The sequence below is a fragment of the Massilia sp. BKSP1R2A-1 genome, from assembly GCF_050586525.1.
Taxonomy (GTDB): Bacteria; Pseudomonadota; Gammaproteobacteria; order Burkholderiales; family Burkholderiaceae_D; genus Telluria.
The window spans coordinates 104,916-121,971 of sequence record NZ_JBOBRE010000007.1 but is presented as its reverse complement, the minus strand read 5'-3'; the positions used below and the strand labels follow the sequence as shown (position 1 = coordinate 121,971).

The 17,056-nt window shown below is 56.4% G+C and carries 16 protein-coding genes and 1 tRNA gene; 6 read left to right on the top strand and 11 right to left on the bottom strand.

The genetic code is table 11. The features are described 5' to 3' along the window. The first annotated feature begins 293 nt into the window (after positions 1–293). Positions 294–1,349 carry an acyltransferase family protein gene (locus ACQ7JA_RS12710; RefSeq protein WP_430898176.1) on the top strand — a complete coding sequence of 352 codons (1,056 nt, stop codon included), beginning with the start codon at positions 294–296 and terminating at the stop codon, positions 1,347–1,349. A gap of 239 nt (positions 1,350–1,588) precedes the next feature. After that, a complete protein-coding gene (locus tag ACQ7JA_RS12705) occupies positions 1,589–2,569 on the top strand; it encodes a tyrosine-type recombinase/integrase (protein WP_430898174.1) in 981 nt (326 codons plus the stop codon). Here ACQ7JA_RS12705 and ACQ7JA_RS12700 read toward each other — a convergent pair. Continuing rightward, positions 2,562–3,026, bottom strand: a complete 465-nt coding sequence (locus ACQ7JA_RS12700) for a type II toxin-antitoxin system death-on-curing family toxin (RefSeq protein WP_430898171.1) — start codon at positions 3,024–3,026, stop codon at positions 2,562–2,564. The two genes, ACQ7JA_RS12705 and ACQ7JA_RS12700, sit on opposite strands and share 8 nt — an antisense overlap. Positions 3,027–3,028: 2 nt before the next feature. Beyond that, complete coding sequence (locus ACQ7JA_RS12695) at positions 3,029–4,039, bottom strand: DNA-binding protein (RefSeq protein ID WP_430898169.1); 1,011 nt, start codon at positions 4,037–4,039, stop codon at positions 3,029–3,031. A gap of 200 nt (positions 4,040–4,239) precedes the next feature. Between ACQ7JA_RS12695 and ACQ7JA_RS12690 the strand changes: the two genes are divergently transcribed. Continuing rightward, entirely contained in the window at positions 4,240–4,548 is a 309-nt protein-coding gene (locus ACQ7JA_RS12690; RefSeq protein ID WP_430898167.1) for a hypothetical protein, read from the top strand. 469 nt (positions 4,549–5,017) lie between these two features. Here ACQ7JA_RS12690 and ACQ7JA_RS12685 read toward each other — a convergent pair whose 3' ends face one another. From ACQ7JA_RS12685 to ACQ7JA_RS12650, 8 genes are all read right to left on the bottom strand, one after another. After that, positions 5,018–6,268, bottom strand: a complete 1,251-nt coding sequence (locus ACQ7JA_RS12685) for a type II secretion system protein GspD (protein ID WP_430898165.1) — start codon at positions 6,266–6,268, stop codon at positions 5,018–5,020. Then, a complete protein-coding gene (locus tag ACQ7JA_RS12680) occupies positions 6,265–7,398 on the bottom strand; it encodes a zonular occludens toxin domain-containing protein (protein WP_430898163.1) in 1,134 nt (377 codons plus the stop codon). The genes ACQ7JA_RS12685 and ACQ7JA_RS12680 overlap by 4 nt, the downstream gene beginning before the upstream one ends. Before the next feature lie 4 nt (positions 7,399–7,402). After that, the gene (locus ACQ7JA_RS12675) at positions 7,403–7,690 is read right to left on the bottom strand and encodes a DUF2523 family protein (RefSeq protein ID WP_430898161.1); all 288 of its coding nucleotides are present in this window, start codon (positions 7,688–7,690) and stop codon (positions 7,403–7,405) included. Positions 7,691–7,699: 9 nt separating this feature from the next. Further along, positions 7,700–9,346, bottom strand: a complete 1,647-nt coding sequence (locus ACQ7JA_RS12670; RefSeq protein WP_430898159.1) for a hypothetical protein — start codon at positions 9,344–9,346, stop codon at positions 7,700–7,702. A gap of 2 nt (positions 9,347–9,348) precedes the next feature. After that, complete coding sequence (locus ACQ7JA_RS12665) at positions 9,349–9,585, bottom strand: hypothetical protein (RefSeq protein WP_430898157.1); 237 nt, start codon at positions 9,583–9,585, stop codon at positions 9,349–9,351. Between the two features lie 190 nt (positions 9,586–9,775). Further along, the gene (locus ACQ7JA_RS12660) at positions 9,776–10,006 is read right to left on the bottom strand and encodes a hypothetical protein (RefSeq protein WP_430898155.1); all 231 of its coding nucleotides are present in this window, start codon (positions 10,004–10,006) and stop codon (positions 9,776–9,778) included. 312 nt (positions 10,007–10,318) lie between these two features. Beyond that, the gene (locus ACQ7JA_RS12655) at positions 10,319–10,636 is read right to left on the bottom strand and encodes a single-stranded DNA-binding protein (protein ID WP_430898153.1); all 318 of its coding nucleotides are present in this window, start codon (positions 10,634–10,636) and stop codon (positions 10,319–10,321) included. Between the two features lie 29 nt (positions 10,637–10,665). After that, positions 10,666–11,856, bottom strand: coding sequence for a phage/plasmid replication protein, II/X family (locus ACQ7JA_RS12650; RefSeq protein WP_430898151.1), 1,191 nt, complete (start codon positions 11,854–11,856; stop codon positions 10,666–10,668). Between the two features lie 917 nt (positions 11,857–12,773). Here ACQ7JA_RS12650 and ACQ7JA_RS12645 point away from each other — a divergent pair. Then, positions 12,774–13,244 carry a hypothetical protein gene (locus ACQ7JA_RS12645; RefSeq protein WP_430898149.1) on the top strand — a complete coding sequence of 157 codons (471 nt, stop codon included), beginning with the start codon at positions 12,774–12,776 and terminating at the stop codon, positions 13,242–13,244. Between the two features lie 169 nt (positions 13,245–13,413). On the opposite strand, the gene ACQ7JA_RS12640 is transcribed toward ACQ7JA_RS12645, so the two are convergent. After that, a tRNA-Arg gene (locus ACQ7JA_RS12640) sits at positions 13,414–13,489 on the bottom strand. Positions 13,490–13,678: 189 nt separating this feature from the next. On the opposite strand from ACQ7JA_RS12640, the gene ACQ7JA_RS12635 reads away from it, so the two are divergent. After that, entirely contained in the window at positions 13,679–14,545 is an 867-nt protein-coding gene (locus ACQ7JA_RS12635; protein ID WP_430898147.1) for a c-type cytochrome, read from the top strand. A 266-nt stretch (positions 14,546–14,811) separates the two neighbouring features. After that, positions 14,812–17,016 (top strand): hypothetical protein, encoded by a 2,205-nt coding sequence (locus tag ACQ7JA_RS12630; RefSeq protein WP_430898145.1) that lies wholly within the window; start codon positions 14,812–14,814, stop codon positions 17,014–17,016. Positions 17,017–17,056: the final 40 nt, after the last annotated feature.

Genomic DNA, 17,056 nt, shown 5'->3' with positions numbered 1-17,056 from the left:
CATGACGTCACCATGACTGTTGCCGCCCTGCTCATCCATACCAACGTTAGAATATTAGCATTTTCTGAAATACAAGTTCCAAGGAAGCATGAATCGTGCGCCGCTTTTTGATAGCAAGGAATCAATCAAGATTGAGACACGGAAATTTTATGTATTTATACTTCCTTGAGGTCGTAGTATGTGCCTCGATGGGCTCGAATGGCACCGCATCGTAAGAAAGAAGACACAATTACAACAAGTATGTAAATTTCTTCATGTTAAACTTGATCGATTCACCACCATCCTGAGCACACATGAATCGGACCGACCCCGTCGAACATCGCATCGCGATGCTTCGCTTCCTGATGATTTTCGGTGTCGTCGTCCTGCACACGCCTCCCTACGTTCCGATCGCAGAAGTTGGCACTGCTCCCTTCGACCTGCTCGTCGCCTTCTTCCAGCACGCACTGTTCCGCACCACGGTGCCAGTCCTGACCTTCATTTCCGGCTATCTCCTGTTTCGCTCGGGAATCGACCAGGATCCTCTGGTGCTGTTGAAAAAGAAGTCGCGCTCCATCCTGCTTCCCTTCCTCTTCTTCAACCTCTCCGTCCTGCTCGGCCTGGTGCTGCTGCGCGAACTGCTGGGTATCAACGCAGGCAATGCGAGACTCGAGAGTACCCGGGACTGGCTGGATGCGGCATTCGGCCTGACCGGCTCGCCGATCAACTATCCGCTGAACTTCCTGCGCGACCTCCTTGCGCTGTTCATCGTCGCCCCGCTGCTGGGCTGGCTGCTGCGCCACGCCGCCTGGCTCGGCATGCTGCTAGTGATGGTCAACTTCTACTTCAACCTGGATGGCCTGTTCCTGCTGCGCGACGTCATGGGCCCCGTGTTCTACATCGGCGGCATGGCGGCGGTCCGCAACTGGGACATGCGCGCACTGGACCGTTTCGCGCCCGTCCTGCTGGCCGCGCTGCTCGGCGTGTGCGCCTATGTCATCTATTTCCGCGTCGCGAACACGAACATGCTGCGCCTGGTGGCCCCGGCGCTGATCTGGCCGGCGGCCTCCCTGCTGGCCTTCACCCCATTCGGGAACTGGCTGGCGCGCATGAGCCGTTACAGCTACTTCCTGTTCCTGGCCCACGCGCCGCTCCTGCTCGTGATCTCAATGGTCTACAAGCGCTTCGCCGAAGTGATTCCCTATCCGGTCTTCTGGCTCCTGACTCCGGTGCTCATCACCGCGATCCTGACCTTGGTTTACAAGCTGGCCATGCGCCTGATGCCCGACACCTTCCGCCTGCTCATCGGCGATAGCAAACGCCGGCCCAAGCCGGCCGGCGACAGCAGCCCACTGCCGGCTGCGACGTGAAGCGGCGTCGTAACGGAAACGACATTGGGAAGTAAGGCAGGAGTGCCTGATCGCCAGTGTCCGGTTCCGGAACTGGCCATTGCTTACTGATGGGGTGGCGCGGCTGGCGGGGATCGAACCCACGACCCTTGGCTTCGGAGGCCCAAAATAGTCCCTTATTCTAGGCCCCTCCTCTAGATTTCTCCCATTTCTTGGCACAAATTTGGCACACTTACGGCTCAGTTAACTACAGAGCTCACATGGCGACCATACGTAAACGCGGCGAGGGCCAATACCACGTTCAGATCCGCAAACGAGGCTACCCTACTCAAACCAAAACCTTTACCAAGGAGGCCGAAGCACGGCGATGGGCAACCATCATCGAGTCCGAGATGGAGCGCGGGGTGTTTGTTTCACGCAACGAGGCCGAAACGACGCTAGTTAGCGACGTCTTAACGCGGTATGCAGTTGAAGTGCTACCGAGCAAACGTAGTGAACAGTCTGACAAGTCGCGTATAAAAACTCTGTTGGAGGCGTTTGGTCCTTACAGGCTGGCTAGCCTGACTTCATCACAAGTTGCCCAGTTTCGAGATAGACGATTGCAAGTCGTTGGGGCGCAGTCGGTAATACATGAAATTAACCTGCTCAATCGAGTACTCAAGACTGCGACTATGGAGTGGAACATTGCTCTACCTGGGGGCCTTCCGACAGCGCAGGTGCGCAAGCCAATAAAGCCACGGGGCCGTGATCGTCGAGTGAGCGATGCCGAAATCACGAAAATCCTTGACGCTACAGAATCAGCAGAGTTGCGCACAATCATTATTGTTGCGCTAGAAACTGGAATGCGGAGAGGGGAACTCGGTGCATTAACATGGGAAGAAATCGATTTGAAAAAGCAGACAGCGCATCTTCCCATTACCAAAACTGATGTTCCACGCACAGTACCACTTTCTAAAACGGCCGTTGCAGCGTTACAAAAGTTCGGCAAGAAAGACGAGGGGCGCGTGTTCTCACTTCAGGCAGAGTCTATGAGTCAGGCTTTCGAACGAGCCTGCGAATCGCACAGAGCGAATATCGCCGGCTTACGCTTCCATGACATGCGTCACGAAGCGACGAGCCGACTGTTCGAAAAAGGTTTAAATGTTATGGAAGTTGCTGCAATTACAGGCCACAAAACGTTAGATATGCTGAAACGCTACACGCATCTACGCGCAGAAGACCTAGCAAAGAAACTCAATTGATACCATCTTTTTCTCGTTGAGATTTATCAAGAGCAGCCAAAATTTTCAATTTTAGTTCCTCGCCGCAATCCTCTTCATAAATCAAGCAACACAAGATTTCTTTGAGCAATTCCCGATCAATTACGTTGTCTGCTACCCATACTGCGACGTTCTCGGTCTCAATGATAAATCTTTTAACAACATGCCCGAATCCGTTTAGTTGAAGGAAGTAAGCACTTAATGCAATACAAGACCTTTTATTGCCGTCTGAAAAAGCGTGGTTCTTGTTGATTGAATAGAACAGATGCGTAATCTTGTCTTCGAGTTCTGGGTAGTAAAGCTCGTTTTGTATCATCTGTAACGGGCTTTCCAGCAGGCCTTCATTCTCCATCCCTGGCCTCCCTCCGGAGTTAGCGATGATCCAATCGTGTACGGCAATAGCATGCGACTTGTCAAAGTAGATGAAGTTGTCGGCCATTTTTAACGATCCTTAAGCCGCTTGAACACCTCCAGCGTCTCTGGATCTGCCAGTTGCTGTTCCAACGATTTACTCGCCTCGCCTAAAAACCGTTCAAAATCACCCTCAGGCACAGTTTGAATGTAAGCTTCCAATTTTTCATGAAGAGCATCACGGAAGCCCTTATCTCGACTAGCCATCTTAGTTCGAGCGTCTTCAATTATTGGTTTAAGATAAGGGTTCTTCTCTGCGCCTCCCAACATCGCATCGACTTCAGCAGGTAAGAGTTTCCTACCTAGTGAATCAAACTTTTCCTTCATCTCGCATGCCAACCCATTTTCAATGCTAGCGATTGCTTTGAGAACTTCCGAATATAACGTATCTCGTAGATTATCATTCGTGGCAAGTTTTAAGATTCTTTTATATTCACTTGCATTTTCGCGGAACACGAGTTGGTAAATCTTGTTGGTATAAACGCCAAATTTCATAGGGCCCATGTCTAAATAGTTAGACAGGGCTTCTGTGAACATCTTTCGATAATTAAACTCTTGATAAGCTGCGGGCAAATACTCGCGGTCACGCTGGTTGATATATTTAGTGTGACCTCCGGCTCGCTCTGCCATTACATCGATAACAATGTCTAGAATGCGGCTACGCATGACCCTAGCGGCATCGCTTTCAGTCAACAACATTGCAAAATTTAAAGTTGCTCTAAAGGAAAAAATTCCAAGTTGAGAGAGGGTACCGTAACCTGTTACGGTATCCCCCACTAAGTCCTTGAATTCCTTGAGTTTTTTACCTTTTAGTACCGTATAGCCGTTCGCTTTTAGCTCATCCCCATAGGTAGATAAATACTTTTCTATCGTACTTTCGCTAACGGAGAAGATAGTAGCAAGTTGGTGTTTGGTAAAAATTACTTCGCCGGCGTACTGGATACCTGGCAGTGCCAAGTGATCCTGTACTTTTTGACAAGCATAGCGGTTGTTGAGAACGTTCTGCCGGTCGCTATGGGATGCTGTCAGGTCATGTGCCATTCTGTTTCTCTATAGGTAACACTCAAAGTAGCCTCATGGTATCTCTCGAGACGGAAAAGAGCTAGAGACCTTGACTAAGGATCGTAGCTCGAAAGCCGCTTTTCGAACATCATGCAGCATGTTGACCATCCACAAGTTGCCGTGCAACAATAGATTCCTAGGCGAAACTATTGATGACTTTTATACAATCGGAGTTTGAAATGAGTAAGAAATTTGTTGCAGAATGGTTTTATGCAGCACTTGGGACATATAAGAAGCAAGATGGAATTATCTTCAAAGAAACCAACACTTACTACACACAACGGCACGTTGATTTTGACAGCTTCGCCGAGCAGCTTGCTCAGAAATACGAAGAATTCGACCGCCAAGGTTACGACGTTGTGAACGTTGTTCCGATTTCAATGGGTCAATCAGAGTCATGTACCCAGTCGGGTGGGGCCTATGTTGGGGACGTAGGCTTTTCTATTACTCGAGGCGCTGTAGTGGTCGGCAAACGGCGAGACAGCTGATTCCATTCTCACCGATTAGCAAAACGGAGTCGCGGCCTAGAAGGCCGCTATGACATTCGACCTTACTCTCCCTGACGCTGCTAGCAGAGCGCGCGCACCGCCAACAAAACTCATATTCACTGGCCGCAGTTCCACAAGCCTGAACGCACGCGCCGCTGTCTTCATGGGCCTTGCAGCCCATACCCCGCTACTATCGTCGGCGCAAACTCAGGGAGAAAGGTTACTTGGACTCAACGTGCAAGGTTGGGTACTTTAGCGCGCTAAAGCCCGAAGCGACGCAGGCTGCTAAGTGGGAGTCAGATGCCGTACCCTCACCAACTGGCCACCGGATCGAGCTCATAAAATTTAGCGCGCTAAATTCTAGGGCGGTTAAATCGCGAAAAAAGCAGCCTTTATGCGCTGAAAAGCGCACACCAACTCAGCTGTTTGGGAGCGATCGCGAGCCCCTACGGCATCTGACTCCCACTGCTTAAATCTTGGTTACCTGCAGGATCAGTAAGATCTCTACACCGGAAGAGTCGGACGATCTAGACCTTATAAAGGACGGGAAGAGTGACGGGCCTTGGCTTGCATCGGTGTCCTTTGTATCGGTGAGGCCACCCATGACCACGATCTCACCATCTGCAAGTCCCAAGTCCGACCTGAGCTCTCGCTTTATGAGGGTTGGAGAACTAGAGACGCCTGTGCTCGTAGAGACAAAATTTGACACCTGTTGCATTACGGTCACATCGATAGCACTATCGTGAATCACTGGCTGCACATCGTATATCACCCCACTGGACTGATAGCTCACTGACTGAATCGGAGGTTGACCATTCCCAGGGTAAGACACCGCTCCGAGGATCGGCACGTCCTGCCCCACGGTGAACCTACCCGATCCACCGGACGACACGCGCAGCATGGGCTTTGATACAGCCTTGAAACGAGAGTCGGAAGAAAGCACCGACAACACGGCATCAATGGTGTTGTTCTTAAACGAGAACAGCATATCGCCGGGACTGCCAGCGTTCGACCCGATACTCAACCCGAGCTTCCCACCCAGGAGATTGACAGCTAAGCTGAAAGCAGAACCGTCCTTCTTGCCGGTCTGCACCTCGTAGAGCACGCCACGCACCAACACATCGCCAGCCGACGCGTCGACCTGGGCGAGCAGCTTTCGCAGTTTGACAATCTCGGCAGCCGACCCGCTGAACACGAGCGTGTCGCTCTTCCGGTCGATAATGGCGGCAGCAGACCCGGTAGGTGCTACCCGCTGCCCGCCGTTGTCACCAGGGGCAGCGCGGATTCCCCTCTTGGCAGTAAACGACCCCTTGAACAGAGGGCCGAGCAATTCGACCAGATAGCCGCCGTCACGGAAACGCGGCTTGTACACAAACACCTCCTCATCGGGCGCAGCCGCGGGAGGGGGGGACGCCTTGCGCGTGATAAAGTCAACTCCACCGCGGCGCGAGACGGCAAGTCCCAGGGAATCGAAGAACGAGGCGATGAACGCATTGACACCCGGCTTGCCCCCGTTGTACCGGAACGAGACAACACGCTCATCCTTCAACACCTCGGGGTCTATGACGTAGGAGCTTTCCAACGCCTCCGCATAGATCAGCTGTACCACCTGGGCGACACCCAGCGAACGAAAGTCGAAACGGGCAGGCTGTTCCTCGGGCGCTTTGGCCCTCGCCACGCCAGCCAGCAGGAACACAAACACCAACAGAATTTTCTTCATTTCACAAACTCGCCAATGGGTACGGGCGCAGCGGGCGCCGGTGATGGGGTGTTGCCACGAGCAACAGGAACAGCGCCGGACCAGCTGGTGACCCTGGCGCCGTCGAGGTCACCGATCTGCACCAGACCAGAACCAGCGAACTGCGAAGGCGACTCAAGCCGCACGACCCCGGCCTGATTGGACACGACCACCCAGGACAGGCCTTTAGCGTGGAAGGTGCCCACCACTCGCCACGCCTCGCTAAAAGCCTGCTGGCGACCAGCTGGGCCAGCTGGTGACGCAACAGCGACAGCACCGGCCTGCGGACCCTGTGCGCCCTTGTGGTCAACCGCCGGGGCCTTGGCAGCACCTGCGGAGCTTTGCGGGTTGAAAAACTTGTAGGCATTCGTCCCGCAGACGTAGAGCGCGACGATCATGCCGACGAGACCCAGCCAAATCTTCTTGCTGGCGAAAATGTTCTGCCTGCTGTCGGCATTCACCAGCACGCCCTTACCGCCGCCCTTGAAGCTGGAATACAGCGGAAACACGTCTTTCTTGTACCGCCGCACCCAATTGCCAATCTTGTTGCCCTTGGCCTGCTTATAGCCCTCCCACATGGTCAGGCTGTATGTGTTGTTCAGGCCAAGCGAGACCTTCTTGTGCGTGCGGAAGTTGAAGGCCACCACGCTTTTCAGCTTGCGCTCAAGCGTATTCATGTCCTGAATCATCAGCACCAGGTCGCACGCGACGCCGGTGGCGGAGTCGGTGAAGTGGCCGTGCTCGAGGAAGAACGAACGATGGTTCTTGTGCACCTTCATGCCGTCGCCCCAGAACCGCCACGCCTCGTCAATGGCCACCAGATCCCCGGGCTGCACCACCGTGTCCGTTTGGGCATCCTTGGCGTCATCGTAGTAAGGGAAAAAATCTTCCTTGAACACCTGCTCGTTGGTCACGTGGAGCACGCGGCCGAACTTGGTAGCGTCGGCCTGCGGGTTCTTGGCCGCGAGATACTGGTGAATCTTTTCCTCTGAAATGCCGTCGACGTTGGTGACCACGCGTCGACCACTGCGGATCGCGGGCACGATCACCTCGGACACCACCTCGTAGCTCTTGCCGGACCTCATCAGCCCGGTATAGACGTTGATCGGCATGGGGTTAGCCGATCACAGGAATACGACGAATTGCAAAGCGCGTCACGTAGGCCGACAACAGAATCGGGATGCCTGCGGACACGTTGAACAGGTCAAGGAAGTACCACACCGTAGCAGGTATGCCGCCGAGCGCCCCGCCGATCCCGGACGCGTCCGGCAGCAGCGGCACCAGTAGGACGACGAACTCGGTGACGACGAAGTACAGCGCGAAGAACACGACGAACTTGACCATGACGGACCGGAACACGAAGCCAAGCAACGTGTTGACAGCCCCGAGAAGCAAAACCCACATAAGACCCCCTTAGGCCCGAAGAATGATGATCGCGCCCAGCATGAGCCAGACGAAGCCCATGACTGCGTACAGCGTCGGCTTTACGTCATCGAGCACCGCGCAATGGGCCTCCATGACGATCTGCTTTTCAAACATGCTGAACGACGGCTTCGGACAAACCGAGTTGTGCGCCGGCACCGCGAAATTCCGAAGCGAAGGCATCAGGTTGAGCAGCGGCGAGAGGATCGCTGAAGCGGTGGGCGTCTGCTCCAGCGACGACGCACCGATGCCAGGATCAGCGCCCCACTCGACCCTGACCGTAGGAACGTTCACCACGTTGACATTTGTCGTCCCAACCGGGGCGGGTGTTGGCTCGCCTGTGCCGGGATCCGGATTAGGACTTGGAGACAAGGTTACGTCGGGGGAAATCGGGACGGCAACGGTCCCAGGAGCGACCGCAGGCACGAGCAAATCGCCCAACGTAGGATTCAGCGATGGGTTCTCGTTCTGCCAACTGGTGACCTCCGCAGGGGTCACAGGTTGAGTCGCACTGTACGGAAGGCCCTGATAGTTGGGCTGCGATGCGGCGTTTTGCCACGCCTTGTCGACCAGCTGCGCGAGCACCTCAGGACTCAGCTTGGTAGCCTTCTGGGACGCGTCCATGCCAGACACGGCTGCATCGAGGGAAGAGAACTTCTGCTCGGTCGACTGCGGCTTGTAGAACTGGAGGTTCTGCGCCTCGTTACTGGAAAAGAACATCGACCTCGACACCGAGGGCGCGAAGCAATACGGTCCAGTCGGGCTACCTTCGCGGCATTCGTAGGTCTCCTCAATCGTTCCCTGGATGGAGCCGTTGCCAGCAGCATCCCAGGTGAGCACCGGAACATCGACGAATCTCTTAGTGATACGGGTATAGCTGCCACCACCGTTAGGACCGTTCCACAAAGCACCGTCAAAGTAATGCGCCCCGAACTCCTCCATCGTGAAATACGGGATGACCATGCCACGCCCGCCGTTCACGCACGAAATCGGAGACCCCCCGGACAAGCACAGTGAGGTACGCCACACAGGAGCACCCGCATTCGCGTAAAGGAACTCGGGCAGCGAGGCGCAGGGCTTTCCAGTGCGGCACGTCCAATTCTGGGAATCGTCAATCGGATAGCGATACAGCTTGGACCCATCAGCCAGATATTGCGCGATCCGACGATAGTCGGGGTCCGTACTAGGGAGCAGGTCCGTCGACGGCGGGTTGTACGGCGGCGGCGACGTCGGCGCACCAGTGACGACGGTGACCGTCCCGTTGTCGACCTTGAGGCTCGTAGACCCCGCGACGATGGCGGCTCCCAGGGCGAGGATACCCAGCCCGCCAAGAACCGTAAGCCACACCGGAGCACCGGCCACAGCCAGGGCGACACCGCCCACGGTCGACGCGACGTTGACTGTCGTCATCGAGGACCCGACGCCTGCCATAGTCACTACGATCCTCGGATCATTCGCGGCGAAACCACGCTGCAGCGCGACCTTCGCGATGGTGCCTGCAACAGCACGGTTGACGACGTAGTTGGCAACCGGCGCGACGGCCTGCGCCTGCGCAAGCGCGTGCTGCTGCTGCTGAACCAGCATAGTAAGGCACACGACCGCCATAAACCACTTTTTGACAAAACCTACCTTTTTCATACTCACCCCAACAAGAACACGTTGAACCGATAGCCCAAGAACAGCACCAGGGCGGCACCGCCATACACGCCGACGACCAGGGCGACCGTCCTGCGCTCGTCCCAGAGCTTCACCCAGAGGAACAGCAGCGGGACCACCGGCCACGCCCACCAAGGCGGATCACCAGCCGTAGGCCAGCACACGACGACCGCCACCAAGTACAGCACGACGCCAAAGGCGAACAGGGAAGGAGCGAGCATGGTCAGGCCCCTTCGCTCAGCCCCTGGATGACGGCCCAAGCCGAGACGAGGCCCCAAAGAAAAATCCCAAAATACCAAAGCTGATTGATGGTCATAGACGTATCCTCGAAAAAAAAGGGAGCGCAAGGCTCCCCAGGGAAACCGGACCCGACACATTGCTGTGACGAGTCACGGGAACAGCCGGAGGCGATTAGCCGCCCTTCAGCATGCTCAGGCCGATACGAGCGCCCTTTACGGCGACGTAGACGACGGCCAGCAAGCCAGCAATCGCCAGGATCGCGGTCGTGACGGTGCCGAAGTCGACTGCGGCAGTCAGGCCGGACATGTCCGGACCAGCGGCAGCAGCTTCCTGCGCAAAAGCGACCGACGAAACAGCAGCAGCACCGACAACAGCCAGACCGCGAGTGATGATTTTTTTCATGTGAAACCCCTACTTTCGAAATACCGGGAAACTGCCCGGCCAGTACTACAAACTGCGGATCGCGCCGATGATTGCGCCAGCCGACCTACTCACTAGGTAAAGGCCGACAACGAACGTAAAGGCGAAACCCCAAATGGTTGCCGCGACGGAATAGTCAAACGGAGCGTTTTGAGCGTTAATATTGGCCGCCTGGGCGGGGTCAATCAGATACGCCGAGAACGTCGCCGGTGCCATGCCACTTGCGCACGGCGCTTGCGATATTGGCCCAGATGCACACACGACCACTATCTGCTGAGTACCCGCGGCCATCTGTTATTCCTCGACCAGATCGAGTGTGTGTTCGACCGGGACCACCTTAACGATTTCGCCGGTCTGCTTATCTTTGGTTTCGTAAGCTTTACGCTGGAAACCGCCCAGGACGCAGTGACAAGAGATTTCTTCGCCCTTTTCGCCAAGCCGCCCCTTGCTGCGAATCTCGACCAGTTGCGGACGCGAATATGCGTCAGCTGCAGGGGTCAAGATCTGGGTGTACCGTTTGCCTTCATAAGTTTTAGATCCTTCGATGCGCCCTACCACCAATACGACCATCGCTTTAATCACGTTGTGGACCTTCTTGTCGTCGATTTTCATCACATTTGCTTCTGCCACAGCAGTTCCTTTCACGCCGCAAGGCGCATCGTTTCCCGGCTTACTTGATAACCATCACGATTGCGCGCCGGTAAGTAGCACAACCGCTTGTCCGTCCGAACCGGCGAGAAATCCGCTGGCAAAACTCCATCGTTAGCAACGACCAACACATCCGTACCTCGCCACGACACACCAGCGTCTTCCAGAAGCTTCCGGTTCCGGTAAAAGACTGTCTTTGCGAATTGCTCTCGCGTAACCTCATCGCCCAATGTACAAAGTGACGACCAGAATCCATAAAGACGCGCGCCAGTCGATGGCCCGTATACGCCTTTCAACCTGCTCAGCACTGCTCTACTTCCACGTACCGTATCCATAGCCTGTTTTCCCTCTCGCAAGAGCTTCTCTACTTCCTTGTCGTAGACCTGCTGCAAGTACGCATCCGTCAATTCTTTTACCAACGGATTTTTCCCAAAATCGTATTGAAATTTATCTGAATGGATTTCAACCTCAGCCCGCAATCGACTGTCCGCCAACCGTTGCAACGCTTCTAATTTGCGCTCGGCACGCGCGTAATTTTTCGGATCGTTTTTTCCATGCAAATGCATGAACAAGTTATTGAAGAATCCGCGCATCCGGCTACGATCGTGCACTTGGAATTCCGTGCCCTTGTGGTAGAACTTGACTGTTGTCGTCTTACCAGGGAAATAAACTGCCATCGCGTATTTAGCTGATCCCCTGTTCCGGCGAGGGAAGCTCATCACCTGCATACCGTCGAAGAATTCCTTGCAAGCCGCCTTAGGCAAGCGGTATACCAAAGCCACATCGACACGGTGAACCGTCCAGTAGTCGGCGAGCGGCAGTTCGGTTTCAAGCAGCTCCTCAACAAGTGCGACGAAGTCGCGGCATGCCTGTTTAAACTCGGTAGGTCCGCCGTAGACGTTATGGCCACAAAACACTTTGTGAACGGAGGCTTCAATTTCCAAGTATGGTTCGCATCGCTCTTTGACAGGCCGACCATTCTTGCCAATGACGTAGTGTTCGTCCTTCGGAATCACTGAGATTCGTGAGTCCCATGAGCCAAGAAGCTCACCCGCGAAAAGCACGTAGCGCTCTTCGCCCGTCGCCATCTCTACGCCAGAACGACGAAGGGACTTGTTCTTTGCTTGCTCGATAACGGCAGGACTGAGCGGCGGTGACCTGAGTTTCACGGTGTCATAAGCCATCTGACTCAGATACCCGAGGCTAAACAAGGTAAAAGAGCCGAAATCCCTAAATCGGGACTGTCAGGCGGTGCTACCACGCCCGCCTGACAAAAATCAGAGGCGACGGTAACCGACGAACACGGGCCTCCGTTTGCACAAATTTCGGCTGTCCTCGCTACGCTGCGGGCAGGCGAAATTTCTGCGCTCTTGGCCCGGCGACGAGCAACTGCGCTTCGAACCTCTGGATCAGCCAGGGCTCGTAAAGCAGCCGCAACTTCGACAGGCGAGACACGCTTGCGATTTGGGTAGAACAGTTGGATTCGGAAATTACTGTGTGGCAGCAGAGGTGCCCACCTGTCCCGAGCCTCCATCGCGATGAAGACACAACCTAGAAAGTCCGCAGAGCTTCCTTGAACAAGAATGCCTGCAGAACAAACAAGACGAAACGAGGTCAACGGGATGAGGCGCTGGCGAGAAGAGCCACGGTGGATCGACATTACGCAAATCCCCTTTGTTCCGTTTTGCGAGGGCGCCCACGTTTTCGAGGCGTGTCAGCAGCAGCACCAGGCTGAACTGGTTGCGCAGGCGAACCTTCCACAAACTGAGCGATCCACGACATCACGTCTTCTCTCCGCCACAGAAGCCGTTTACTACCAGGGAGACGGCAAAGCGGCGGCAACGCTCGTGCGTTCCTCGAAGCGTCGCTCCGGACACTAGCTGGAGACTTATGAATGAGACGCGCTAGCTGCTCTACTGAGAGCAGGGCACCACCATCCTTATCGTCAAACACAGTATCCATGTATTTTTATCCCCATTTAGTGTGCAATACACACTCAATAGACGTAGCCTATCACTAAGATTGTGCATAGTCAACAAAACAGGGGGAGAATCACACGAACTCAGTACAATCCATACCGAAACACAACTAGGAGACTGAAATGGATGATGGATCTAACAAGATTTCCGACAGGCTGAAAGCTCTTATAGATCGCCGGACTGACAAGCGAGGGAAGTTTGCCCAGTTGGAGGCTTCGACAAACATCACAGCGGAGAGTTGGAAAAGCTTCTATTACGGTCGGCAACGGCCCAATCCCGACATGATTGAGGCGATAGCAACCATGTGGCCTGAGTGCGCCTTTTGGCTAGCCACTGGCATTGAAGATGACATGCATGGCCATATCGATCCAACGCGGGAGCACGACCGTGTATCGCCTCGTACCGCCGCGACTCCGTATTTTCATAAGCTGGTCGAGTTGCGACGCCACAAAGCGAAGAAGGGTCAGGGATACGACACGTGGCAGGAAGGTGTAGACAGGCTAGAACGTCAGGCTGATATCCTTGGCCGGATACGCGCTGACCAGGAGGAAAGCCTACAGAAGTATGATCGGGATGAAGAGCTGCCGCTTTAGCACTAGTGAGCAACACAGTGCACTAGTGTGCCGGTCACGATGATCGATACGGCATAGAAAACAACGGCTTGGCACAAATTTGGCACAGGGAGTGTGCCGCAAAACGCTAATTAGTGCATCATATTGCATCCTCGTGCAATGTGCAACCAATTGATTTTACTGAAGATTATGGCGCGGCTGGCGGGGATCGAACCCACGACCCTTGGCTTCGGAGGCCAATACTCTATCCACTGAGCTACAGCCGCGTAGGGGAAAGTGATGCGAAGGATACAGTCTTTCGCTTGGCGCGTCCATGGGCAAACTCTTGCCTATATTGAATTTCGTTACACCACGGCAGCTTTCTACTATAATCAGCCGCTTGACGGCATTTGCAATAAAGCATGTGGTCGCAAAGGCCGGTAGTGGCAGGTTTTTTTAATAGAATTAAGGAAATCATGAGCGACGCACACAACGAACAATCCCTGATCCGAACCCCCAAGCAACTGATTGCAGCCGTCGCAGGGTTTTTCCTGGTAATCGTCATCGGCATCATCCTGCTCGTGATTTTCGCTACCAATGATCGCCTCCTTGGCGCCGGCACCAACAGCCAGAGCGCCGAAGCCGTCCAGGAGCGCCTGCGTCCGGTCGCCGAAGAAGGCTTCACCTTGGTCGACGCCAACGCACCGAAAGTTCTGCAAGCCGGCAATGCCGTTTACGCCGCCGTCTGCGCCGCCTGCCACGACAGCGGCGCAGCCGGCGCACCGAAACTGGGCGACAACGGCGCCTGGGGCGCCCGCCTGGCCCAGGGTTACGACACCTTGGTCAAGCATGCGATCGAAGGTATCCGCGCAATGCCGGCCAAGGGCGGCAACCCCGACCTCGACAACCTCGAAGTCGAACGCGCCGTGGTCTTCCTGGCCAACAAGAGCGGCGCGTCCTTCAAGGAACCGGCCGCCCCCGCTCCAGCCGCCGCGCCTGGCGCCGCAACCATCACTGCCGAGGCTGCCCCGGTTGCCGCTCCCGCAGCCGCTGCGCCTGCGGCCGCGCCGGCAGCTCCGGCCGTCGCCTCCGCCGACACTGGCAAGACCCTGTACAACAGCGCCTGCGTCGCCTGTCACGGCGCCGGCATCGCCGGTGCGCCGAAACTCGGCGACAAGGCGGCGTGGGCCGCGCGCATCGGCCAAGGCAATGCGACCCTGTACGAGCACGCCATCAAGGGTTTCCAAGGCAAAGCCGGCGTGATGCCGCCAAAGGGTGGCTCGACCGCGCCCGACGCTGACGTCAAGGCGGCTGTCGATTACATGGTGCTCGCCTCCAAGTAAGCAGCTGCTTGCTTTTAATCAAGCCCGCTTATGACGGGCTTTTTTCGTGCCTGCTGTCAATAAAGCATCAAAAGTAAATACGAAAACGATTGCTGCCAAATAATATTTGTTAAAAACTGGGTAATGTTGCGTTGCATTTGGGCGAATTTTTGAAGAAATTCGGAACAGAAATTGAGATTCCGCTGGGAATCTTTTTTTCCCTGGCGTAACCTTTAGGTCTGACAGCGGCGCATCCCAGCGCCCCCACTCCTGAAGAGACTCCCTCCATGAAACTCCCGATGCATTCCCTGACCATTCGCGCCGCCTACACCGTTCTGTTTGGTGCAGCCCTGGCCGCCTGCGGCGGCGGCGGCTCGAGCGAGCAGCAAAGCACGACCCTGTCTTCCGGCGCCGAAAGTGGTCGCACCCTGGCCGCCACCGCGTATGTTCCGCAGAGCCGCGGCACCACGACGCCTGCTCCGACCACGAATACCGGCGAAACCGGCGCCATCACCGACGTGCGTTTCGAAAGCACCTCCAGCGCCGCCCAGACCAATGTGCCGGTGACCTTCGGCCAGGTGTTCGCCCCCGGCGATCTCGCCGCCGACGCGTCGCTCGCCGGCCGCCTCGACACCGGCGCCACCCTTCCCCTGCAGCTCGACGTCAAGGCCAAGCACCCGGACGGTTCGGTGCGCCACGCCGTGATTTCGGCAGTGCTGCCCTCGCTGGGCGCGGGCGAAATCCACACCATGAGCCTGGTCCGCACGGCAGCGACGGCAACGACCGCTCCGAGCGCCGCAGCCCTGCTGAACGCCGGCTTCAAGACGTCGTTCGACGCCACGATCGGCAGCGTACGCTATACCGCGTCGGCGGATGAGCTGATCAAGAACGCGACCCCGGTTACCTGGCTGAAAGGCTCCACCGTGAGCGAATGGCAAGTGTCGGCCCCGCTGAAAACCAGCTCCGGCGCCGCCCACCCGCACCTGAGCGCGCGCTTCGCCATTCGCTGGTACGACGCAATCAAGAAGGCGCGCGTCGATGTCACCATCGAAAACAACTGGGCCTATGAACCGGCGCCCCAGAACTTCACCTATAACGCGCAGGTCCTTGTCGGCGGCAGCGCCGTCTATACCAAGTCCGCACTGACGCATTATCACCACGCGCGCTGGCGCAAGACCTTCTGGTGGAACGCTGCTACGCCGCAAGTCAACATCAAGCACAACACCGGCTACCTGATCGCCAGCCGCGCACTGCCGAACTATGACCAGTCGCTGAGCATTCCGGAAAGCGCACTGAGCGCCAGCGAAGCCGGCTGGACCGGCGCCAAGACCGAACCAATGGGGGCCGGCGGTGCCGAAACCTATATGCCGTCAACCGGAGGCCGCGGCGATATCGGCCTGTTGCCCCAGTGGAACGTCGCCTACCTGCTGAGCATGGATGCGCGCGCGCGCGACGTCGCCCTTGGCACCGCCGAGCTGGCCGGCAGCTTCTCTGCGCACTACCGCGACAAGAATACCGGGCAGCCCATCAGCCTGATCGACTATCCCTACATGACGCTCATCGGCAAATCGGGCGATACCTACAATCCGGCCACTAAAACCCGCGAAGCCTTCCCTTCCTGCGCCACGTCGACCGGCTGCAAGACTCCATATACCCATGACGTCTCGCACCAGCCGGGCTTCGCCTACCTGCCTTACGTGCTGACCGGCGACCATTATTTCCTGGAAGAGCTGCAGTTCTGGGGCATGCACAATGTGTTCCAGTCGAACCCGGGCTATCGCGACAACATCAAGGGCCTGGTGAAGAACGAACAGGTGCGCGGCCAGGCATGGACCCTGCGTACCCTTGCCCAGGCTGCCTATATCACGCCTGACAATGATCGCCTGAAGCAGCACTTCACCCAGATCCTGGACAACAACCTGGCCTGGTTCAACGAGTACTACACCGATAATCCGCAGGCAAACAAGCTCGGTATCGTCGTCAACGGCTATGCCATCGTGTATGGCGAGAAGACCGGCATCGCTCCATGGCAGGACGACTTCTTCACCTCCGCCATCGGCCAGGCATCCGACCTCGGCTTCACCGAAGCAACCAGGCTGCTGCAATGGAAGGCGAAGTTTTCGGTGGACCGCATGGTCGCGCCGGGCGCCTGCTGGATCGACGGCTCGATCTATTCGATGACCGTCCGCGATTCGGCGACCTCGCCGGTGTATGCCTCGATGGCGGACGCGTATCGCGCCAGCCATGCCGCCGATTTCATCTCGCTTGCCTGCGGCAGCTCGGCGATGGCCAGCTCGCTGGGGCTGAAAGTGGGCGAAATGACGGGCTATTCCTCGGCCGCCACCGGCTACCCGTCGAACATGCAGCCGGCCCTGGCCTATAGCGCCACCGTGAGCGGCGCCGCCGGCAAGCTGGCTTGGGAGCAGTTTATGAAGCGTACGGTCAAGCCGAACTACGCACTGGCGCCGCAGTTCGCCATCGTGCCGCGCTGATGAGATAGTCGCCGGCCACGTTCCGGCAGCCAGAAAAACC